Genomic DNA, 23,053 nt, shown 5'->3' on the forward strand with positions numbered 1-23,053 from the left:
CCTATATAATAAAAAATAAAACAAAAATACCCATAGTAGAATATACTGTGGGTATTTTTGTTTTAATAATTTAGATTTAAAATAATTTAATCTAAATTATTTTAAAGAATTAGAAGAACCTAAAACGTTAGTGATTTTGCTTTCAACTAATTTAGTTATGTTAGTTCTTGCTTCGCCTAAATATTTTCTAGGATCTATTTCGCCAAGATTTTTTGTAAGAACTTTTCTTATTGAACCAGTCATAGCAAGTCTTAAATCAGTATCCATATTTATTTTACAAACAGCCATAGATGCTGCTTTTCTAAGCATATCTAGTGGAATTCCTTTTGCGCCTTTCATTTCGCCACCAAATTCATTGATCATAGTAACGTAATCTTGATCAACTGCAGATGCTCCGTGAAGAACTATTGGGAAATTGTGCTTTCCAGCTTCTTCTAATTTTTCTGTGATTTTTGCTAATCTTTCAAAATCAAGTTTAGCTTCGCCTTTGAATTTATATGCACCGTGGCTTGTTCCTATAGCTACAGCCAAAGAATCAATACCAGTTCTTGTTACATAATCTACAGCTTGTTCTGGATCAGTAAAAGTTGCGTCTGCTGCGGAAACATTAACATCATCTTCAATTCCAGCAAGCTTTCCAAGTTCTGCTTCAACTACAACACCTTTAGAATGAGCATATTCAACTACTTCTTTAGTTGTTCTTACATTTTCTTCATAATCAAGATGAGAACCATCATACATTACTGAAGTAAATCCAGAAGCTATTGCAAGTTTACATTGTGCTAAATCTGAACCGTGATCTAAATGAAGAGCAATTTCAAGACCAGTGTCTTCTACAGCTGCCTCTACCATTTTTCTAAGGTAAGTAGGTCTAGCATATTTCATAGCGCCGCCTGATACTTGAAGTATAACAGCTGACTTGTGAGTAGCACAAGCATCGACAACTCCTTGAATTATTTCCATATTATTGATGTTGAAAGCTCCAATAGCGTAATTGCCTTCTAAAGCTTTTTTAAACATATTAGTAGTAGTAACTAAAGCCATGTTAATTCCACCTTTCAAATTTTGTAATAGGGACATATATTGTCCCTGCGGGACTTTTATGATATGTTATAATTATAAGCTATAATTGGACTATTTTCTACCCCTTTACTATAAATTGTACCCATAAATTTAAAAAATCAAAAAATATTACTTATAGATACTTTTTCATGAGACATTATATGATCTATAAGATATTTCATACTATGTACAGTGGCTAAGCATTCAGACTTATCTTTTATTTTTATATATTGAGTTAATTTTAAAAGCTCGTTGTCCATATGATCTGTATCTTCATGATGTATATATATAGTTAAGAATTTAGAAGCTTTATTCCAATCAGCTACATAATCTAGTGATAAATTGTATGCATCTTCGTAGTTCTCTTTAAGTATATAGCTTTCTAGGGAAGAATTCAAATTTTGTAAATGAGCGCAATTATGATTTATAAGATTTATAGATACAAATATGCCTATAATCATTGTGAAAAATAAGCCGAAGGCTACAATAACATTTTTCATATTTTCTTATCTTTCCCTTCTTTAAGTTGATAATAGAACTTATTTTTAGAGTCAATCATTCCTATGAAAACATCTTTTGCACATAAAATATTATTTTTTCTTAATACATTATTTAACCAAGTTATGTCTTTTTTTAAAAGATCTAAATTTTTATAATTTATATTGCCATCCATAATCAAAGGTATAGGCAAGGACTCTTGAGTTATGGAGATATTTAAATCATCCTTAGTTGCATTAGAAACACTAGTTTTAGGCAATATGGATAGCTCACCACTAGTCTCCAAAATAGCATATTGGATATCAGATAAATTAAAATACCCTTTTAATCTAAGTTCTTCGAATAAATCATTAATATTAAATCTTTGACATCTGAGCTCTGCAATATCAATTTTGCCATTTTTTATTAATATACTCGGAGTGCCTGTTAAAATTTTTCTAGCCTTTTCGCTTTTGAGTTCAATATACGAAGTTGCTATTTGGAGAAATAGCAAAGTGAATATTGGTATAACTGCATGTATAATTGGTATTCTTATATCTTCCATAGGGAAGGTTGCAAGATTAGAAATCATCAATGCAATCACAAGTTCAAAAGGCTCAAGCTCACCTATTTGTTTTTTACCCATCATTCTCATAATAAATATTACTGTAAAGTATAAGACAAAAGTTCTGATTACTAGAATAAGCATAATAACACCTCTTTAACATATGATGTATATGTTTCCTTTAAACTCAAAAATTATAAGGGGGAAAGGATACATTTTCTAAAAACTAAAGTATAATAGTACTAACCACTAAAAATAGGGGATGATTGTATGAGTAGTTTCAATATAGGACTTAAGGATGGTAGAAACATTTCAGTTCCAGAGGGAACTATATTAAATGATATTATTAAAAAAAATAGTTTAGTGAGCGATTTTCCAGTAGTTTTAGGTAAAATCAACAATAAATTTTATGAGCTAGGAAGTACTATCACGCATGGGGGTGATTTTGAACTCGTAGATATTACAAGTAGAATCGGAACGATGGCGTACGTTAGAACCCTTCAATTTGTACTAATAAAAGCAATTTCTGAATTATTCCCTGAAGCTAAAATTTCTATCGAACATTCTTTAAGTAAGGGATTATTTGGTGAGATTCATAAGACTCTTGCACTAGATATTGATGACATATATGATATAAAAAGCAGAATGAGCGAAATAATAAAAGCGAATATTCCTATAAGAAAGATAGCATTTTCAAAAGAAAGGGCAGTGGAAATTTTTACGCAGTACGATATGCAAGATAAAGTTAAGCTTTTAAAATATGTAACAGGAAAAGAGATAAAGCTTTATGAACTAGATGGGAGATATGATTATTTCTATGGCCCTATGGCTTATTCAACAGGAATATTAAAAACATTTGATTTAATGTACTATGAGCCGGGGTTTATATTAAGATATCCAACAAATGATGAACCAGATAGAATCCCTAAATTTTATAAACACGAAAAACTAGCTAAAGTATTTTATGAAGCAGCGCAATGGGGAGAAATACTAAGTGTTGGAAGTGTTGGTGCACTAAACAATGAAGTGGTAAATGGTGATATTGTTAATTTAATTAGAGTAGCAGAAGCACTTCATGAAAAGAAAATTGCATATATTGCGGATATGATTTATAAGCGGGAAAAGGTGAAATTGGTTCTTATTGCTGGACCGTCATCTTCAGGAAAAACTACTTTTTCAAAAAGATTAGGGATTCAATTGAGAGTAAACGGCTTAATACCAATATTTATTTCATTAGATGATTATTTTGTTAATAGGGAAATCACTCCAAGAGATGAAAGTGGAGAATATGATTTTGAGTCTATATATGCTTTAGATTTAGAGCTTATAAACAAGGATTTAAAATTATTACTGGAAGGCAAAGAGACTGAAGTACCAAGTTTTAATTTTAAAACAGGGAAAAGGGAATGGCATGGTAATAAGATTAAAATGCCCGAAAATGGAGTTATGATTGTAGAAGGAATACATGGATTAAATGAAATTTTAACTTCATCTATATCTAAGGACAGTAAATTTAAAATATATATAAGTCCTTTAACACAGCTTAATTTAGATGATCACAACAGGATTTCTACAACAGACGTAAGAATGACAAGGAGAATAGTTAGAGATTATTTATCAAGAGGATACGGCGTTGAAGATACACTGAAAATGTGGCCTTCTATAAAACGTGGAGAGGAAAAAAATATTTTTGTATTTCAAGAGCAGGCAGATGCAATGTTTAATTCTAGCGTAGTATATGAACTTTGTGTGCTTAAGAAATTTGCATTAGCTGAGCTTAATAAAGTTCAGGAAGAAAGTCCAGTATATTACGAGGCAAGCAGATTAAGAAGTTTTCTTAATTTTTTTAAAGATGTAGATAAAGATTTAGTACCAGATAATTCAATAATAAGAGAATTTACTGGCGGAAGTTGCTTTTATAAATACTAAAGCACATGAGAATAAAATAATTATGCTATACTGTGCATATGCTGACAAGGAGGAAAACGAATGAAAAACTATAGTATTTTTGACATATTGGGTCCAATTATGGTAGGGCCATCAAGTTCACATACAGCGGGGGCTGCAAGGCTTGGTAAAATTGCCGCTATAATTTCAGGGAAAAATATAATATCAGTAAAATTTGTTTTACATGGTTCTTTTGCTAAAACTTATAAAGGCCACGGAACGGATAGAGCATTAGTAGCAGGGATTTTAGGAATGGATCCTTGGGATGATAGACTTAAAGACTCATTAGCTATAGCTAAAAAGCAAGGGCTCCAAACAGAGTTTGCTGAGGACGATTTGGGAGATGTTCATCCTAATACAGTAAAGTTTATTATAACAAAAAAAAATGAGAAAATAGTTGAAGTTGTTGGGTCATCTGTTGGAGGAGGAAATATTTCGATATTTGAAGTTGATGGGCAACCAGTTAAATTTACAGGTAACTATCCAACAATTATAATTAGCCATAAAGATATTCCAGGGATGATTTCAAAAGTAAGTACCTTGTTATATGATGGAAATGTTAACATAGCATTTATGAATGTGTATAGAAATAGTAGAGGACTAAAAGCAGCCATGGTGTTTGAGACAGATACCATAGTAACTGAAAACGTATTAAGTAAGATTAAGTCTATGGAGGATATTTACAGTATAAGAGAAATATCACCAGTGCAACGGTCGTAATACAGCGAGGAGGAAATAATATGTTCGTAAACAAAGGGATAGAACTTTTAAGTGTATGTGAAGAGAAAAATATACCAATTTGGGAATATACAATAAGGTGTGAACAAGAAGAAAGTGGATTTACGCGCAGTGAAATTGTTGAAAAAATGAGGAAAAATCTAATTATAATGAGGGAAGCTGCGGAATATGGGCTTACAAATGAAACTAGATCTATAAGTGGATTAATAGGTGGGGATGCAATTAGACTGAATAGGTATGCGCAAGGGGGGAATACACTGACAGGTGAATTTATGATAAAAGCAATGGCGAGAGCTCTTTCTTGCTCAGAAGTTAATGCAGCCATGGGAAAAATAGTCGCTGCGCCGACAGCGGGGTCTTGTGGAATACTTCCTGCAGTAATTATTACAGCAGGAGAGAAGTTAAATAAAACTGAAGATGAGCTGATTAATGCGTTATTTACAGCTTCTGGAGTAGGAATTATAATAGCTAAAAATGCTACAATGTCAGGAGCTGAAGGTGGATGTCAGGCTGAATGTGGTTCTGCAGCTGCCATGGGAGCCGCGGCTGTAGTGGAAATGATGGGTGGTACTCCCGCTATGGCACTAAATGCAGCTGCTATTGTTATAAAAAACATATTAGGACTAGTATGCGACCCTGTCGCAGGTTTGGTTGAGGTACCGTGTGCTAAACGAAATATAGCTGGTGCAGTAAGTGCATTGACTACTGCAGATTTGGCTATGAGTGGGGTTACAAGTCGAATACCTTTTGATGATACAGTAATTGCCATGTATAAGGTGGGAAAACAATTACCTTGTGAATTAAGAGAAACAGCTATGGGCGGGCTTGCAACTACTCCTACAGGACTCGAACTTGCAAAAAAAATATTATTAAAACAAGGTGAGCTTAAATAAATATATTGATGGAAGTTAAGAGAGGGATATCCTAAACGGGATGTCCCTCTTTTTTTGTATATCACATCACTTAGTAAAGTAACCTTTAAAATCATAATGAATAGAATAATAAAGGAGATAACTAATTAAAGGGAGGGATAGAAATGCAGTGGCGCAATACAGATGAAAATGAAGTGTATAACACATACAGAAATATTAATGAAGATATTTTTGAGGGGATTAATGAAGAATACGTAAATGAAAGTACAAAATAATGATAGTTTGGTGTTGTGAATGAAAAAAACCTATATTTTTATAATCGGTGTAATTGCATTAATGTTTATAAGCACTTCTTCAAGTTTAGTAAATACAATAATATATTCTATAGCTATAGTTCCGTTAGCTATTCTACTAGGAGACCAAACCACTAGCATTTCAGATTATATAGGACAAAAAAAAGGGGGGCTTTTAGCTGCTACAGTAGGCAATGTTCCAGAGCTTATGATGGGAATATGGTCAATAAAGTATGGAATGATACCTATGGTTCAAGCTTCTTTAATTGGGTCAATTGTAAACAATATGCTTTTGGGTCTTGGAATTGCGGTAGTGTTTGGAGGATTTAAGTTCAGGCAGCAGAATTTCAATAGGATAATAGCACGAACAAATTTCAATATGTTACTATTGGCATTGTCATCCATGGTAGTTATAGCAACATTAAATAGATACTCTGTAGTTAAGGATCCGGTACTAATATCCATAAGTGTGAAAATTGCTTTTTTACTGATAGGTATTTATATCTTAGGACTAATATTCTCATTGTATACTCATAACAATTTGTTTGTTATAAGCGTGGATAAAGAAGAAAAAAAAGTTGTCGTGAATAAAAAAGTTATTGAAAGTGTAATGATTTTAATTTGTATATCTGTATTACTTTATTTTATAAGTGATAAGCTAATTTATAATATTAGAGAGTTTACTAAAAACTATAATATATCCCAAGAGTTCATAGGCATAATATTAATTCCACTTTTGGGAAATATAGGAGAAAATGTTTCTACAATAATGTGTGCAATGCAAAATAAGGTAGATATGAGCTTAGAAACAGCTATAGGATCAAGCATCCAAATTTCACTTTTTGTTACCCCTGTGCTTGTAATATTCTCTTGTTTTATGGGTTTAAATATGACACTTCTATTTCCAACCTTTCACATAATAATGTGTAGTATAGCTGTAGGTATGTCTTTTTTAGTCTTTCAAGATGGAAAAACCTATTGGCTAGAAGGAAGTATTCTAATTACTACCTATATAATAATTACTTTAGCATATTATTATATTGTTTAGGTAAATTTAGATAAATAACAAGTCACACCTTTGACTTGTTATTTATTTTAATGCACCTAAGCATAAATAGATATATATAATAATATAATTAAACTAAAAGGTGATTATTTGGCACATAGAAGAGTAATTCAGAATTATTATGATGATGTAAATAATTTAGCAGATATTTTAACTAAACTAGTTAGTTCTTATAGGCTATTAATAGGTGGAGCAGATGAATTAAATAAAATTGCACTATCTAAAAAAAGTGAGGTTAAGGATGCATTAAAAAGAGCTGATAATTTGGGGGACATTATAGATGAAACAATAAAGGTGTTAGACGATGCGAGTTATAGTTATATGTCTTATTGCAAAATTAAGACCGAAGTTATGAACTGCAAGATTCAAACTGAGTATATAGAAACAGAGATTGACGAGGAGCTAAGGTTAAAGGATTAATTATCTCCTGCGGAGCTATTAAGTATCTCTTGTTATAAAATTGTGGAATTTCCTTCTGAGATGTCGTTGAAAAAGTGTGAGAAATATTATATTTCTTACACTTTTTTTATTTGAAATTTACTTACCATAAGATAAGAGAGTATAAATATTATAATAATAGTAAGAGGGAATTTGTGTGGAGAATTTAAAGTCACGAAAGCATAGAGTGCTAAAAGCATTCCAGAAATTGTAATAGGGATACCAGTATAAACATTATTAAATTTAGAATTATTATATCGTGCTAGTCTATATGCACCAGCTACAGGGAAAACTAAAAAACAAACATAACCCAAATAGCCTAAGGAAATGAAATTATATAAATTATATATAAGCAAAGAAGGTGCAACGCCAAAAGATACTAGATCAGCTAATGAATCCAATTCTTTTCCTAAAGCGCTTGATACTTGTAAAAAGCGTGCTACTTGGCCATCATATCTATCCATAAAACCAGCTAATAATATAAAAATTACAGACAATTTGTAATTAGCTTGAAAAGTCATTAGCAAGGATAATAAACCAAAAATTAAATTTCCAAAAGTAAGAATATTGGGTATAGAGGATTTCTTCACTAAATATCACTCCTAAAATAATAAAATTTCACTAATATATTAATATAAAATCATACTTTAAATTATACATCATATTATAGAAACATTTAAGTATGAAAATCATAAATTTTATTTTTCGGTTCTCAAGGAAAAATATAATAAAAAAATATTAATATTAACATTTATTTATGGTTAAAATAAAAATATTAGTAATTTTTATCTAACATAAAAAATTAAGAAGGAGGAATACAAAATGAAAGTTTCTGAAATAATGACTAAAGACGTTTTAAGTTTATCTGTAGATGATACTGCAAAGCATGCAGCCGAGCTTATGAAAGAACATAATATAGGATCAATTCCTGTAAAAACAAAGGAGAAAGTGATTGGTATTGTAACGGATAGGGATATAATACTTAGATGCGTGGCAGAAGGCAAGGATGTAAAAACGCAAAAAGTTCGAGATATTATGACTTCTAACCCAGTAGTAGGAGATCAAAATATGAATGTGGATGATGCTATTAGGATTATGAGTGAAAGGCAAATAAGAAGGCTACCAATAACGGCAAAGGATCAATTAGTTGGGATGGTTTCGCTAGGGGATGTGGCATTAGAACCAAAGCTTCATGAAGAGGCTAGGGACGTACTCAGTGATATTTCTATCCCATGCACACAGAATATTTAATGAGAATGTTAAAAAATAAATAAAAAATGTAATTTATTAGCGCAATTATATGTTAAATTACTATTGACTTTTATTTTATTAACTAAAAATCCACAGGAAAGGTAAATCTTGTGGATTCATTTTTAAAGAGGTATAATGTTTATAAATAACATATTAAATTTAAACGGAAATAGGGGAGAATGTAATGAACAAGGTAAAATTTATTTATAATCCATATTCTGGAGAAAATACTATAGCATCAGATTTAGATAAGATAATAATGATTCATCAAAAATATAAGCACACGATAGTGCCATATAGAATATGCAATGAAAATCCTATATCAGATGCTTTTTTTGATATAGACAAAAATTACAAATACATTTTAATAGCAGGTGGAGATGGAACTTTAGATACTGTAGTAAATGAGATGAAAAAAAAGAATATTGATTTACCTATAGCAATTCTTCCCGCAGGTACTGCAAATGATTTTGCATATTATATAGGAATGCCTCAAGATGTTGAAAAGGCATGCAATCAAATATTAACAAGCGATGCAAAAAAAATAGATATAGGGAAAATAAATGATAAATATTTTCTGAATGTAGCGAGTGCAGGTTTATTTACAGATATATCACAAAAAATGGATATGGATCTAAAAAACACTATAGGAAAACTTGCATATTATATAAAAGGAATTGAACAGTTACCTAATTTTAGAAAACTAAAAATAAAAGTTAGTTCAGATGAAGTCTCTTTTGATGGAAATATGTATTTAATGTTAGTGTTCAATGGACAAACTGCAGGAAATTTAAAATTTGCATATAAAGCTAAGGTGGACGATGGACTTTTAGATGTAATTATAATAAAGGCTGGAAACATGAAGAATATCTTAAATATTTTTATTAAAATGATTCGAAATGAGCATTTAGAAAATATAGAAGGAATTGTTTATTTTAAAACTGATAGATTAGAAATAGAATGCTTCGAAGGTATTGGTACAGATATAGATGGAGAAAGAGGACCCGATTTCCCACTCCTTATAGAATGTGAAAAAGGTGGAATATCTATATTAGGTACTAAAATAAAGTAAATTAAGCATAATATCAAACATAAATTAATAAATATTAATAGTAGCAATTTTAGGAGAGTATATGAATGAGTATATATTTTTTACTGCTGTTGATAGTGTTTTTTTTATTGTATGAAGGTATAATATCTAGTTTGATTTATGCACCTAAAAAAATTAAAATAATTAGTCTTATTGCTTTAATTTTAATGACGTTTAGATACATAGCTTTAATAATCCTTTCCGTTATAAAAAATCAAAATTATTTATATTTATTAAAACCTTTGGTATTCACAAATTTACTTAGCATACCAATATGTGGCGTTATTTCAGTGTTTATATTTGCAAGAAACAATAAAATTAAACTTAAAAAGATTTTATTTATCTGCTTAATGTTGTCTGTAGTATACTGCATTATGATATATAAATCTGCTTCAGATATTAATGTATCAATCCTTTGTGGATACATTATAGAATTACAACTAGAAGGTTATTGTTATATTGGACTACTTATAATAAATTCAGTTTTTATTATTAAAGGTATAGAACTTTTTAACAAAACATATTCGAATAAACTAGGATCAGCAATAATAATAATATCTTCTATTGTTACAATTATTTCAGTAGTTCTAACTTCAATAAATGGAAATCTCCCATGGTTATTGCTAGGCGATATTTCTTGGATTATAACCATAGATTATGGATTAATAAAGTTTAAAAAGAAAAGGCAAAATGGTTAATGTTATAGCACCACAGGTGAAAATTTTAAAAGCATATATGACTACAAAAAAATGTAGTCATATATGCTTTTTTATTTTCTAGTTCTAGCTTTTTTGCTAGGACTAATTTTTGAGTCAGTTTTTGAAACGGTTGTTGAAATAGTATTTGAAACGGGTTTTGACCCGGTCTTTAAAGGATTTACTTTAGAATTTTTATTCCCTTTAAATTTGGCATTAGTATTTGCCTTCATAGGTCTTGGCGGTATTAATGATTTTTTATCAAAACCAATTAAATCTTCCCTATGAGCTTTTATTAGTGCTTCTTTTACAATATTATAGTTATCTGGATTTTTAAATTGCATCAGAGCCCTTTGCATATTTTTTTCTTTTTGCTCAGTTGGAACATAAACCTTCTCATTCGTGAAAGGATTAATTCCGGTGTAAAATATTGTGGTAGATAAACTCCCGGGTGTTGGGTAAAAGTCTTGGACCTGTTCGGGAGTATATCCCATTTCTTTTATATATTCTGATAATTTAATTGATTCATTTAAGTCACAACCAGGGTGGCTTGACATAAAGTATGGAACTAAAAATTGATTTTTATCCAATTGTTTATTTGTCTGCGAATATTTTTTAACAAAACGGTCAAATACTTCTTGCTTTGATTTTCCCATTTGGTCTAGTACCTTGTCGCTTATGTGTTCAGGTGCTACTTTTAATTGTCCACTAATATGATGTTCACACAATTCTTCAAAAAACTTAGGGTTTTTATCAAAAATTAAATAGTCATATCTTATTCCAGAACGAATAAAAACTTTTTTAATGTTTGGAATTACTCTAACTTTTCTTAATAAATCCAAATATTCAGTGTGGTCGATAATAAGATTTTTACATGGAGTTGGGAACATACATTGTTTATCTCGGCATACACCTACTTTTTCTTGGAGTTTGCAAGCTCTATGCCTAAAATTTGCAGTAGGCCCACCAATATCATGAATGTATCCTTTGAAATTTTTTAAGGTTGTTAAAAGCTTCGCTTCATCTATAATAGAGTGTTGGCTTCTATTTTGAATAACTCTACCTTGATGAAAGGTTAAAGCGCAAAATGAGCAGCTACCAAAACAACCTCTATGGCTGGTTATAGAAAATTCAACTTCAATTATTGCAGGAATACCGCCCTTATCTTCATATATAGGATGATATGTTCTAGTGTACGGCAGACCATAAGTTACATCCATTTCTTTTTGCGTTAAAGAAATTTGAGGAGCATTTTGTACTACATATCGATCAGTATGTTTTTGTATTACTACTTTTCCTCTTATGTCATCTTGTTCCAAAGACTGTAATTTATAGCTTTCTGCATAAGCATTTTTATCAGTGGAAACAGTTTCGAAAGAAGGTACCTCTATAAAGTCTTTAAGTTCACTAATATCTTTTGAAGCGTAGACAGTTCCACGAAGGGTAGTCATTTTATCAATACTCATGCCATACTTGAAAAGATTAGCCATTTCAACTATAGTTTTTTCTCCCATACCATAGATTAGTAAATCTGCTTTAGCATCAATTAATAAGCTTCGTCTTACTTTATTAGCCCAATAATCGTAATGGGCAAACCGCCTAAGGCTGGCCTCTATTCCACCAATTATAATTGGAACATTTTTAAAAGCTTCGCGAGCGCGATTACAATACACAATTACTGCTCTATCTGGTCTATGACCTGACTTGCCACCTGGTGAATAAAGATCAGTGTGTCTTTTTTTCTTTGCTGCAGTATAGTGATTAACCATAGAATCTATATTACCTGAATTTATAATAAATGCATATTTAGGTTTTCCAAGTTTTCTAAAATCATCAACGCTTTCCCAATTAGGCTGGGCGATAATACCTACGGTAAAGCCTTCTCTTTCTAAGGTTCTTCCGATTATAGCAGTTCCAAAGGAGGGATGATCAATATATGCATCCCCTGTAATTATTATAAAATCTAATTGAGATATATTTCTTTCTTTCAAATCATTCATGCTAATAGGTAAAAATTGTTTATTTGATATCATTTAATCCTCCTAATAGACTAGTTGAGAATTGATAGTGGAAAGTTGCGAGTTTAAAATATAGTTTAATAGTTTTCAGGTTTTCATAAAAACCAACCATAACCCTCAATTTTCAACTCTCAAATTAAAGCTAGTTGTCTTGTATTAACTGTATTTAATAATATTAACATAACTATTGAAAAATATGAACTGTAAAAGTTTATAAATGTTAGATTGTGATTATAAAATGTCGAATTTTAAGAGAAAATAAGCATTTTAAGGTAATAATAAAAGATAACTCACTAGAGTATTTTAAATATTATAATGCGGAAATTTAATTCTAAAAATATACTGTGTTACTTAATTAGATTATAGTAGCATAGTGTATTTTTTTTGGAATTTAGAACAAACTATTAATGTTAATGAAATTTATAGATTGTTTTCTAAGGAGGAATTAATTTGAAGAGTAAAAAGCAATTATTTAAAAGATGTAGTGCTGTGGTTATGATAGTTTTAATTACATATTTTGCAAATGAAATTTACCTTAATATTTCTAGTATGAAAGTTATGGCACAGGTTTACAAATATGGCGCGCGTGGTGAACAAGTTAAACAAATTCAAACTAAATTAAAACAATGGGGATACCATAAGGATAGTGTTGATGGAATATATGGTTACAATACCTATCTTTCTGTTAAAGCATTTCAAGGTAGTAATGGATTAGATGCAGATGGAATTGCAGGAAAACAAACACTTGCGGCCATGGGTATTTCGGTTAGTACATCAACTCCTGGTGGATCAGCTTCCGGCCAAAACGTAACAAATAATAAGGATGTGGATTTAATAGCTATGCTCATAAATGGGGAGGCTAGAGGAGAACCTTATGAAGGTCAGGTGGCTGTTGGAGCAACAATTTTAAACAGAACAAGAGATGCAAGATTCCCGGCTACAATAGCGGGAGTAATTTATCAACCAGGGGCATTCACAGCTATAGTCGATGGACAAATAAATGCAAAACTTGAAGAAAGTTCCGTAAGGGCTGCAAGGGATGCAATAAATGGATGGGACCCATCAGATGGAGCAGTATTCTATTTTAATCCTGCAACGGCTACTAATAAGTGGATATGGTCACGCACACTTATAAAAGTAATTGGTAAACATAGATTTTGTAGCTAGAATAATCATAAAATAGTAGTAGAAAATTTCTACTACTATTTTATATGCATTATTCTTGCGTGCAATATTTAATTATTAGATCTAGAGTACATAATATGGAATCCATATGAGTCCTTTCATATCCATGTGAAGCGAAAATTCCAGCACCAATTAAAGCTGTTTTAATATCCCATCCAGCTATTAGAGCAGCAGAAGCATCAGAACCATAGTGTGGATAAATATCTATTTTATAATCTATGTTTTCTTTTTTGCATATGTTTGTTAACTTTTTCCTTAAATCTAAATCATAAGGGCCTGTTGAGTCTTTAGCGCAAATACAAACACTATACTCAGATGAATTTTGATCAAGACCGGGGCAACCCATATCTACTGATACAAACTCTTTAGTATTTTCTGGAATTGACGCAGAAGCTCCATGTCCAACTTCTTCATAATTACTAATAAATATATTAGTTGTATATGGAAGTTCAATGTTATTTTCTACTATGTGTTTTATAGCATAAAGGAGAATTGCAACTGAAGCCTTATCATCTAGGTGCCTAGATTTTATAAAACCTTTTTCGGTAAAGAGTGTTCTCGTATCAAAGCAAATGAAATCACCGACGCTTAAGCCTAATTCCTCCACTTCTTTTTTTGAAGAAATTTTTTCATCAAGAATTACTTCCATGTTTTCAGGGGTTCTTTTAAGCTCACGAGCATCATTACCACTAATATGCACTGAAGGTTTTGTGCAATGGATAGTTCCTGTGAAGGTTTTACCATCAATAGTCTCTATGGTGCAGTTTTCGCCCTCTATTGAATTCATCATGTATCCACCTATAGGATCTAATGCTAAAGAACCACTGGAATTAATTTTTTTAACCATTGCACCAAGTGTATCCACATGAGCAGAAAGTGTTCTTTGATAATCGTTATTTTTGCCTTTTAAGGTGATTACAATTGCACCTTTATTAGTAATGAAATGTGCTGCGTTCAGAATATTAAGCTCATCATTTATATAGTCCATAATTTTTTGTGTATAACCTGAAGGACTAGATATTGATAAAATGTTCTTTAAATAGTATTTAAGTTTATCTTCATTATAATTCATATTATCACTCCTTAAAATGGAATTATTATAAGTTTAATTTTACCATAAAAGGTACTTAATTGGAACTTAAATATTAAGCTAAGTTAACAAATAAGCAAGAGTGAATAGGGGGAAAGTATAGGAATATTAGATTCTTTGTAGTATAATATGCTTGAGTAGAAAAGGAGATTACATATGAAGAAAAAAGCAATTATAGTATTAGGAATTTTAGTTTTGTTAGGTGCAATTATATTTACTAGCTACTCTTATTTTAAAGTAAAACAATGGGATTCTTTGATTTTACCTAAAGTAAAAATAGAAAATGAGGATTTAACAGGTAAAACTGAGGAACAAGCAAAAATAATAATGAAGGAAAAGTACTCAAGTAAGGTGATTAAGAAAAAAATTACAATAGTAAACGAAGATAAAAAATATACCTTGGACTATTCAATGCTAGACGCAAAATATAATATTGATGAAGCTATAAAGCAGGCAATGAGATATGGAAGTGACATGAATATGTTACAAAGATATAAAGCTATTAAAAATCCTGGCGATAAGCAAATAAAGCTTACCTTTGAATATAATGATAAGGCTGTTGATAAAATATTAGCGGAAATGACAAAAGATATAAATAAAGATCCAGTAAATGCAACTATAACTATGGTTAGTAGTGGAAACTTTAGTGTTACAAGTGACGCTTATGGAAAGCAGTTAGAATCAGAAAAATTGAAAAAAGATATTAAAAGTAAAATAAATGGTCTTCTCTCGGGAGATGATATAAGTATCACGGCTCCAGTAAAGAAATTAAATCCTAAAGTTACGGCAGCTTCCTTAAATGCGATAAATACAAAAATTTCAAGCTATAGTACGAACTTTGCAAGTTCACAAGAAGGCAGAGCTACAAATATAGAGTTGTCTACTAGAAGTATAAATGGGACGCTACTCATGCCAGGAGATGTCTTTAGCTTTAATGGAATTGTAGGAGAGAGAACTGCGGCAAGAGGATATAAAACTGCAGGGGTAATTGTTGGAGATAGATTAGAACAAGGGTTAGGTGGGGGAATATGCCAGGTTTCATCTACTCTGTATAATGCAATGCTTACAACTGAAATTCTTTCAGTAGAAAGAATTCATCATACAATTTCTTCGGGTTATATCCCAAAAGGACAAGATGCTACAGTTGATTATGGCAATCTAGATTATAAGTTTAAAAACACATTTAAGTATCCAATATACATTGAAGGTGTTATATCAAACAGAAATCTCTCATTTAACATTTATTCTAATTCCACATTAACTAAAAGAACTTATGAAATTGTAAGTGAAGTATTGGAAGTTACTCAGCCAAAGACCGAAACAATACAAGATCCAACTAGGTACGAGGGTGAAAAAGAAATTGTTAAGACGGGTTATGCAGGATTTAAAGTCAAAGTGTGTAGAAAAACGTATGAAAATGGTAAGCTAATTGGTACACAGGTTATAAATAATGATACATTCAACGTTATTAATGGAATTATAAAAGTTGGTACTAAGAAGAGAGCATAACGTTTAATTAACGTTATGTTCTCTTCTTAATGACATTTCAGAAGATGATTTAATAAAAAAAACTTAAGAAGGAGAATAAAAAATATGGATTACAAATTGATATGTATAGATATGGATGGTACGCTTCTAAATGATAAAAAAACTATTAGTGAAAGGAATCTTAGCGCTATAAGGCTAGCTAATAAAAAGGGCGTAAAGATTGCAGTATGTACGGGAAGAATTTTTGCCTCTGCTGATTTTTTCTCGGATCTCTTGGGAGTTAAATCACCGGTAATAGCTGCGAATGGTGCTTATATCAGAGAAAAAGATAGAGATGAAGTAGTTTACAATGAAGCGTTAGGTGTGGAAAAATGCAAAAAACTGCTATCTGTGTTTAGAAAGTATGAGATTTATCCGCATTTTTATACCAAAGACATGATTTTTACGGAAAATTTAACATATTCTACATCTTTTTATGCGGGAGTTAATAAAACACTACCAAAGGATAAGCAGATCAAAGTAGTGCTCGTGAAGGAGTGGAATGAGATATTTAAGAAATATGAAACTGAAATTTTTAAAGGTATAGGGGTAGATGAGGATACAGAAAAAATCCGAAAAGCAAAAATATCATTAAGAGATATGGATAATTTTGAAGTGGTAAGCTCTCATTTCGATAATTTTGAAGTAACGAATAAGGGAGTATCAAAGGGAAATGCGGTTAAGATTTTAGCTGATTATTATGGAATAAATCGTGAACAGGTTATTTGTATAGGAGATAGTGAAAATGACTTATCTATGATTAAAATTGCAGGACTTGGAGTTGCTATGGGAAATGGAGATGGGTTCGTGAAAGAAGCTGCAAAATATATTACTGATACTAATAATAACGATGGAGTAGCGAAGGTTATTGAGAAATTTGTGCTAGAAGTGTAATGGTAAGCCTTTCATTCCATCCTTGAAAGAGTGGAATGAAAGGCTAATTTTGAGTTGTAGGAAGTTATTCCAGTCAACTTCAATGAATTGTAATCAAGCGCTAGGGAGTTTAAAAACTGCACTTTATATTAATCCATACAACGGCAAGATATATGGATTAATAGGGGAGTGTAACCAGTGTGAGAAAAATTATAAAGAGGCTGAAAGATTTGCTGCTATAGCAAAATTATTTTAATACTTCTAACTATATAGGATTAGGTGTATATGAAAGTTATGAAACTCTTTATTATCAAGGGTTCAGAACTCATTTATTTATAATAAACATTGGAAATATGTATCGGATTTTGCTATAATGTAGTAAAGATGAAATAGTTTAAAAAAACTAAAGGAGTATTTTACTATGAGTAATAGGTATTTACATTCAATAAGAAGTGATTATAAGGGAGATATGGACAAGAAAAGAGATTTTGAGAAGATTAAGAAGTTTTTTAGTATACATAAAAAAGATGAATATACCTTAGATAATCAAACATGGGACGATTTAGATATGAATAAGGTATACGAAAAATTGGATAGAGCATATAGTAGCCCTGGAGAAGCCGCTTTATACACAATGCTTAGAAATCCTTTAATGAAGGAAGAAAAATTGAAAAAAAGGGGGAAATTAATTCAGTCATTTAAAGAAAATGACAGATTAAGAGAAAGCCTTCAGTGCATTTTCCTTGAATTAGGTAGCGATATAAAAAATAGTTTTTTAGATATGATTGAAACTGACCTTATAATAAATAAAACTAAATATTATATTTATACTTTTATTGGAAAGATATTACCATTAATAGCGATCTTGCTTGCGATATTTGTGAATATTAAATTTATGATAGTTTTGTTTGGAATCGCGTCTATTAATATGCTAATAAACTCTTCGGAAGTAAGGCAAATTAAATCTAATGGCATTTTTTATTTGCAAAAAAATATTAAGGCAGCTAAAAAAATTGTAAGCATAAATAATAAAGATATTGTTTATTATAAAGAAAAGATAAAAATAATGCTTAAATCCGTAAAGGATATAGATAGAAACATAAGATTAATAGGATTTATAAATATGTGGCAAGGATTGTTTGAATTTATATCTGTGATATTTCTCCTTGAAGAAACTGCTTATTATTCTATATCTCATAGGATAAAAGAAGAAAAAGAAGTTTTAATGGACCTTTACGGTACAGTTGGTGAAGTAGAAGCCTTAATTTCTATCGCGGGTTATAAGCAAAATTTAGGTGAGCAGTATGTAAAACCTAAGTTTATAAAGCAGGTTGAGTTAACTATAAAAGAGGGAATACATCCTCTTATAGACAAGGCTGTTGCAAACTCAATTAGCATAGAAAGTGGAGGTATTGTACTTACGGGCACAAATATGGCAGGAAAGTCTACTTTTTTAAGAATGCTAGGGGTAAATATAATTTTGGCTCAATGCTTTGATTTTGTTTTGGCTAAGAGTTACGAAGCTCCTTTTTTTAACATAGTTACATCAATTAGCCCTAATGATGATTTAACAAAGGGAAAAAGTTTCTATATGGCAGAGGCGGAAGCAATTCTTAGAATAATCAAAGCGCTAGAAAAGGATGCAGCTGTATTTTGCCCAATAGATGAGATATTTAGAGGTACAAATCCAATAGAAAGAATTTCAATGTCGGCGGAAATATTAACATACATAAACAATGGAAAATCTGTTTCTATTGTAGCGACTCATGATAGAGAATTAGTGAACATTCTAAAAGAAAATTATGAGTTTTATTATTTTAGTGAAAAGGTTGATACGAGTAAAGGATTAAGTTTTGATTATAAGATAAAAAAAGGAGTTTCTCAAACAAGAAATGCTATAAAACTTTTAGAGTACATGGGTTATCCAAAGAAAATAATATCTAGATCGTTTAAAAGAGCTGAGACCATAGAAAAGTTATTATAGTAGCAGCACAGGTGATGATATAACCCAGAGAATGTAGATTAGCTGCATCTTTACTATTAGTTATACTTAGGGTAATATGGTTTTAGATATTTATATGTTTTATATTGAAAAAGAAGGGCAAGGAGGATTTATTGTGAATTTAAATATAGTTTTATTTCAACCGGAAATTCCACAAAATACTGGTAATATAGGAAGAACTTGTGTGCTAACTGATTGCAAACTTCATCTTATAAAACCTTTAGGATTTAGTTTAGAGGAGAAGCAACTTAAAAGGGCGGGACTCGATTACTGGCCTTATTTGAATTTAGAGATACATGATACATATGAAGCTCTTAGAGAAAAATATAAAGAGTCAACTTTCTACTATTCTACAACAAGAGCTTCAAAATTATATTCAGATGTAAAATATAAAGACGGCGATTTTATAATTTTTGGCCGAGAGTCATCAGGGCTTCCAGATAATGTTCGTGGTAGCGATCCTGAAAGGTGTATAAAAGTGCCTATGATAAATAGTACAACTAGGTCCCTTAATCTTTCCAATACAGTAGCTATTGTGACATATGAAGCACTTAGGCAAATAGGATTTAAGAATATGAAATAAGGTGCATAGCAATTAACAACTGTTATATCCCCAAGAGACGAACAAGGAGATAGGAATGGAAAAGATTAAAATCATAACAGATAGCACGTGCGATTTAAATAAAGACATTATTGATAAGTATAATATAGAAGTTTTACCACTACTCGTGAACATAGAAAACAAAACTTACAGGGATGGCGAGGATATTAATTTACAAGAATATTTATATAAAATGAATAATTCTGAGCAGTTCCCTGTGACCACTCAGGTAAACCCACATAGATTCTATGAATGCTATAAAAAATATTTAGATGAGGGATATAAGATAGTTTCTATTCATTTATCTTCAAAAATGAGTGGGACTTATCAATCTTCATGTATGGCTAAAAGCATGTTATCATCAGAAGATATTATCACAATTGATAGTTATAATGTTACATCGGGTCTTGGAATTTTGGTTTTAAAAGCCTGTAAATTAAAAGAAGAGGGATGTAATATATTTGAAATAGAAGAAAAAGTTAAACAAACAATACCTCATGTGAAAAGTGCGCTTGCTTTTGATTCATTAAATAATTTAGTTAAAGGTGGTCGATTGTCTAAAACTGCTGGAACGATAGGCGGGCTACTCGGGATAAAATTAATTTTAACTGTAAAAGATGGTGAAATGGCCGTAATAGATAAAGTTCGTGGAAGCAAAAAAGCAATAAAAACTATTTTGAAAAATTTAGAGGAAACAGGGACTAGAAGTGGGGAGACAAGTATTCTATTGCAAGCTAGTGACCGAGATATTCTAGGGAGTTTGAGGTCTCATATGAGTGAACGTGAAATGGACTTTATAGAATGCTCGGTTGGATGCGTTGTGGGGACACATGCAGGTGAAGGTGCCTGTGGCATTTTTTACGTTGAAGAATATTAAAATTTTTACTGAGTGAATAAAAAAGTGAGGAGGTTAAGCGTATGGTACATATTTATGATACTATAATTATTGGCGGTGGACCTGCAGGATTATCTGCTGGCATTTATGCATCAAGATCAAAAATGGACACTTTAATTATTGAAAGAGGAGAGTTTGGTGGACAGGTTGCTACAACTAATGAAATAGATAATTACCCAGGCTCCATTGAAGATTGTACAGGAGCATCATTAAGCAAGCGAATGAAACAGCAAGCGAAGGAATTTGGAACACAATTTGTTAAAGAAGAGGTTATGCAAGTTGAGATCGAAGGTGACATTAAAGTAATCAAATGTATGAAAGAAACTTACAAGGCTAAAACAATTATAATTTCCTCAGGAGCGAGCCCAAGACTTGGTGGATTTAAAAATGAAATAGAATTAAGAGGGAAAGGAGTTTCTTATTGTGCAACTTGTGATGCTGACTTCTTTGAAGATTTAGACATTGCAGTACTAGGAGGCGGAGATTCAGCTATATCTGAAGCTATATACTTAACTAAATTTGGGAAAAGTGTTACAGTAATACATAGAAGAGCAGAGCTCAGAGCTGCTAAGTCACTTCAAGAAAAAGCTTTTAATAATCCGAAAATAAAGTTTGTTTGGAATACAGTAGTTACGGAGGCTAAAGGCGAAGAAAGCTTGGAGGGATTAGTACTTAAAAATATTAAAACTGGTAAAACTCACGATTTAAAAGCAGATGGATGTTTTGTATTTGTAGGATACCTTCCAATTTCGGAATTGTTTAAAGGGAAGACTACCATGAATGAGCGAGGCGAAATTATCACTGATGAAGAAATGAGAACTAATATACCTGGAGTATACGCTGCAGGAGATATAAGAGCAAAATTACTAAGACAAATAATTACAGCAGCAGCAGATGGGGCAATAGCATCTACCCATGCTGAATATTACATTGAAAATATGATTTAATTAGTTTATAAATTCAGAAAGAATACCCATAATTTCAATTATGAGTGTCCTTTCTGAAAAATTGTAATAATTAGCTTGAAATAAAAACATAATCAAGGAATCAAAAATCTATATACAGCATATAATATTATTTTATCATCATATAAAGATTACAAAAAAACATTCTAAAATAAAAAGGATTTTTTTAATGTTTATAGAATACATACTGCTAAGCAATAATATTGCTTAATTACTTAGTTAATTACTTAGGGAGGAATTTATTATGAATAAAAGAAAGATAGTTGCAGTACTTACATCAATGGCAATAGTTACAACATTGTTTGCTGGCTGTGGAACTAAGAAGGAAGCTGTAAAAAATACACCAAAAAGTACTGCCGTTATAGGACTTTCTACTGATGAAGGTGGATTAAACGACAAGGCATTTAACCAATCAGCAGATGAAGGGGTTAAAAAGGCACAATCTGAAGACGGTTTCACGTACCATGCCCTTGAATCTCAAAAGAAAGAGGATTATGCATCAAATTTAGAGTCATTAGTTGAAGAGGGCTCAAATCTAACTTTTGCTATTGGATATCAAATTGCAGATGCAATGACAGAGGTTGCTAAAACTCATACTGATAAAAACTTTACAATTATAGACTCAGTTGTTAATCTTCCAAACGTAGCATCAATTACTTTTAAAGAGCAAGAAGGATCTTTTTTAATGGGGATTATTGCTGGGAAAATGACTAAAACTAATAAAATTGGATTTATTGGTGGAAAAGATAATGAATTAATAAACAGATTCGAAGTTGGGTTTGCAGCTGGCGTTAAAGCAGTTAATCCAGAAGCTGCAAAAGGATTATTGAGCATTGATGGTAAGAGTGCAGGAACAACTGTAAAATATGCAGATAGTTACAATGATTCAGCAAAAGGTTATGAATTATCTAAATCATTATATCAAGGAGGTTGTGACGTAATTTATCATGCGGCAGCCGGAGTTGGTCTTGGTTTATTTAAAGCAGCTAAAGAATTAAAAGATGGAGGAAAAACAGTTTGGGCTATAGGAGTTGATATGGATCAATCTTTAACAGTTCCACAGTATTCTGATATAATACTTTCAAGTATGATAAAAAGAGTTGATACAGCAACTTACAATCAAGCTAAAGCTCAAATTAAAAACGAATTTAAAGGTGGTACAGTTACTAATCTTGGGTTAAAAGAAAAAGGCGTAGGAATAGCTGATACATCTAATAAAAACGTACCAAAAGATGTTTTAGATGAAGTTAAAAAATATGAAGATAAAGTTATAGCGGGAAAAACAGTTGTTCCAGTAGATAGACAAGGAGCAATGGATTTTAAATAAAAATCAATAAATAAAAATTTTCATTTACTGATTTATGGTTTTTAGTATACAATAAGAGCTAGATGTGTTACATCTA

The 23,053-nt window shown here is 31.1% G+C and carries 23 protein-coding genes; 17 read left to right on the forward strand and 6 right to left on the reverse strand.

Annotation, left to right across the window (positions count from 1 at the left end):
• Positions 1 to 96: 96 nt before the first annotated feature.
• From ACWJJT_RS14415 to ACWJJT_RS14425, 3 genes are all read right to left on the reverse strand, one after another.
• Complete coding sequence (locus ACWJJT_RS14415; protein WP_462955203.1) at positions 97 to 1,044, reverse strand: ketose-bisphosphate aldolase; 948 nt, start codon at positions 1,042 to 1,044, stop codon at positions 97 to 99.
• Positions 1,045 to 1,181: 137 nt separating this feature from the next.
• Positions 1,182 to 1,562, reverse strand: coding sequence for a DUF4363 family protein (locus ACWJJT_RS14420; RefSeq protein ID WP_462955204.1), 381 nt, complete (start codon positions 1,560 to 1,562; stop codon positions 1,182 to 1,184).
• Positions 1,559 to 2,248, reverse strand: coding sequence for a DUF421 domain-containing protein (locus ACWJJT_RS14425; protein WP_462955205.1), 690 nt, complete (start codon positions 2,246 to 2,248; stop codon positions 1,559 to 1,561). Before ACWJJT_RS14425 ends, ACWJJT_RS14420 begins: the two co-directional genes overlap by 4 nt.
• 126 nt (positions 2,249 to 2,374) lie before the next feature.
• On the opposite strand from ACWJJT_RS14425, the gene ACWJJT_RS14430 reads away from it, so the two are divergent.
• The 5 genes from ACWJJT_RS14430 (at position 2,375) to ACWJJT_RS14450 (ending at position 7,440) form a co-directional block, all read left to right on the forward strand.
• Complete coding sequence (locus ACWJJT_RS14430) at positions 2,375 to 4,033, forward strand: nucleoside kinase (protein WP_462955206.1); 1,659 nt, start codon at positions 2,375 to 2,377, stop codon at positions 4,031 to 4,033.
• A gap of 60 nt (positions 4,034 to 4,093) precedes the next feature.
• Entirely contained in the window at positions 4,094 to 4,771 is a 678-nt protein-coding gene (gene sdaAB, locus ACWJJT_RS14435; protein WP_462955207.1) for an L-serine ammonia-lyase, iron-sulfur-dependent subunit beta, read from the forward strand.
• 20 nt (positions 4,772 to 4,791) lie between these two features.
• The gene (gene sdaAA / locus ACWJJT_RS14440) at positions 4,792 to 5,682 is read left to right on the forward strand and encodes an L-serine ammonia-lyase, iron-sulfur-dependent, subunit alpha (protein ID WP_462955208.1); all 891 of its coding nucleotides are present in this window, start codon (positions 4,792 to 4,794) and stop codon (positions 5,680 to 5,682) included.
• 273 nt (positions 5,683 to 5,955) lie between these two features.
• Complete coding sequence (cax, locus tag ACWJJT_RS14445; protein WP_462955209.1) at positions 5,956 to 7,002, forward strand: calcium/proton exchanger; 1,047 nt, start codon at positions 5,956 to 5,958, stop codon at positions 7,000 to 7,002.
• Positions 7,003 to 7,110: 108 nt separating this feature from the next.
• Positions 7,111 to 7,440: a hypothetical protein gene (locus ACWJJT_RS14450; protein WP_165412674.1), complete on the forward strand. Its 330-nt coding sequence runs from the start codon at positions 7,111 to 7,113 to the stop codon at positions 7,438 to 7,440.
• Between the two features lie 95 nt (positions 7,441 to 7,535).
• Here ACWJJT_RS14450 and pssA read toward each other — a convergent pair whose 3' ends face one another.
• Positions 7,536 to 8,048 carry a CDP-diacylglycerol--serine O-phosphatidyltransferase gene (gene pssA, locus ACWJJT_RS14455; RefSeq protein ID WP_462955210.1) on the reverse strand — a complete coding sequence of 171 codons (513 nt, stop codon included), beginning with the start codon at positions 8,046 to 8,048 and terminating at the stop codon, positions 7,536 to 7,538.
• A gap of 232 nt (positions 8,049 to 8,280) precedes the next feature.
• Here pssA and ACWJJT_RS14460 point away from each other — a divergent pair, with 232 nt between their 5' ends.
• The 3 genes from ACWJJT_RS14460 (at position 8,281) to ACWJJT_RS14470 (ending at position 10,497) form a co-directional block, all read left to right on the forward strand.
• Complete coding sequence (locus tag ACWJJT_RS14460) at positions 8,281 to 8,709, forward strand: CBS domain-containing protein (RefSeq protein ID WP_216301879.1); 429 nt, start codon at positions 8,281 to 8,283, stop codon at positions 8,707 to 8,709.
• A 184-nt stretch (positions 8,710 to 8,893) separates the two neighbouring features.
• Positions 8,894 to 9,781 carry a YegS/Rv2252/BmrU family lipid kinase gene (locus ACWJJT_RS14465; RefSeq protein ID WP_462955211.1) on the forward strand — a complete coding sequence of 296 codons (888 nt, stop codon included), beginning with the start codon at positions 8,894 to 8,896 and terminating at the stop codon, positions 9,779 to 9,781.
• A gap of 65 nt (positions 9,782 to 9,846) precedes the next feature.
• Positions 9,847 to 10,497 carry a hypothetical protein gene (locus ACWJJT_RS14470; RefSeq protein WP_462955212.1) on the forward strand — a complete coding sequence of 217 codons (651 nt, stop codon included), beginning with the start codon at positions 9,847 to 9,849 and terminating at the stop codon, positions 10,495 to 10,497.
• Positions 10,498 to 10,568: 71 nt separating this feature from the next.
• Here the strand turns inward: ACWJJT_RS14470 and ACWJJT_RS14475 are convergent, their stop codons facing one another.
• Positions 10,569 to 12,524 carry a YgiQ family radical SAM protein gene (locus ACWJJT_RS14475; protein ID WP_462956787.1) on the reverse strand — a complete coding sequence of 652 codons (1,956 nt, stop codon included), beginning with the start codon at positions 12,522 to 12,524 and terminating at the stop codon, positions 10,569 to 10,571.
• A gap of 438 nt (positions 12,525 to 12,962) precedes the next feature.
• Between ACWJJT_RS14475 and sleB the strand changes: the two genes are divergently transcribed.
• Entirely contained in the window at positions 12,963 to 13,679 is a 717-nt protein-coding gene (sleB, locus tag ACWJJT_RS14480) for a spore cortex-lytic enzyme (protein WP_369811880.1), read from the forward strand.
• Between the two features lie 49 nt (positions 13,680 to 13,728).
• Here the strand turns inward: sleB and ACWJJT_RS14485 are convergent, their stop codons facing one another.
• Positions 13,729 to 14,769, reverse strand: coding sequence for a M42 family metallopeptidase (locus ACWJJT_RS14485; RefSeq protein ID WP_462955213.1), 1,041 nt, complete (start codon positions 14,767 to 14,769; stop codon positions 13,729 to 13,731).
• Positions 14,770 to 14,943: 174 nt separating this feature from the next.
• On the opposite strand from ACWJJT_RS14485, the gene ACWJJT_RS14490 reads away from it, so the two are divergent.
• The 8 genes from ACWJJT_RS14490 (at position 14,944) to ACWJJT_RS14525 (ending at position 22,977) form a co-directional block, all read left to right on the forward strand.
• The gene (locus tag ACWJJT_RS14490) at positions 14,944 to 16,296 is read left to right on the forward strand and encodes a VanW family protein (RefSeq protein WP_462955214.1); all 1,353 of its coding nucleotides are present in this window, start codon (positions 14,944 to 14,946) and stop codon (positions 16,294 to 16,296) included.
• An 84-nt stretch (positions 16,297 to 16,380) separates the two neighbouring features.
• Complete coding sequence (locus tag ACWJJT_RS14495) at positions 16,381 to 17,208, forward strand: Cof-type HAD-IIB family hydrolase (RefSeq protein ID WP_462955216.1); 828 nt, start codon at positions 16,381 to 16,383, stop codon at positions 17,206 to 17,208.
• 49 nt (positions 17,209 to 17,257) lie between these two features.
• Positions 17,258 to 17,443: a hypothetical protein gene (locus ACWJJT_RS14500; protein ID WP_462955217.1), complete on the forward strand. Its 186-nt coding sequence runs from the start codon at positions 17,258 to 17,260 to the stop codon at positions 17,441 to 17,443.
• Positions 17,444 to 17,608: 165 nt separating this feature from the next.
• Complete coding sequence (locus tag ACWJJT_RS14505; RefSeq protein ID WP_462955218.1) at positions 17,609 to 19,171, forward strand: MutS-related protein; 1,563 nt, start codon at positions 17,609 to 17,611, stop codon at positions 19,169 to 19,171.
• Between the two features lie 133 nt (positions 19,172 to 19,304).
• Positions 19,305 to 19,772: a tRNA (cytidine(34)-2'-O)-methyltransferase gene (locus ACWJJT_RS14510; protein WP_462955219.1), complete on the forward strand. Its 468-nt coding sequence runs from the start codon at positions 19,305 to 19,307 to the stop codon at positions 19,770 to 19,772.
• A 55-nt stretch (positions 19,773 to 19,827) separates the two neighbouring features.
• Positions 19,828 to 20,667 carry a DegV family protein gene (locus tag ACWJJT_RS14515; protein ID WP_462955220.1) on the forward strand — a complete coding sequence of 280 codons (840 nt, stop codon included), beginning with the start codon at positions 19,828 to 19,830 and terminating at the stop codon, positions 20,665 to 20,667.
• Between the two features lie 41 nt (positions 20,668 to 20,708).
• Entirely contained in the window at positions 20,709 to 21,632 is a 924-nt protein-coding gene (gene trxB / locus ACWJJT_RS14520) for a thioredoxin-disulfide reductase (RefSeq protein WP_462955221.1), read from the forward strand.
• 262 nt (positions 21,633 to 21,894) lie between these two features.
• Positions 21,895 to 22,977: a BMP family lipoprotein gene (locus ACWJJT_RS14525; protein ID WP_462955222.1), complete on the forward strand. Its 1,083-nt coding sequence runs from the start codon at positions 21,895 to 21,897 to the stop codon at positions 22,975 to 22,977.
• Positions 22,978 to 23,053: the final 76 nt, after the last annotated feature.

This window comes from Clostridium sp. CM041 (genome assembly GCF_055081035.1).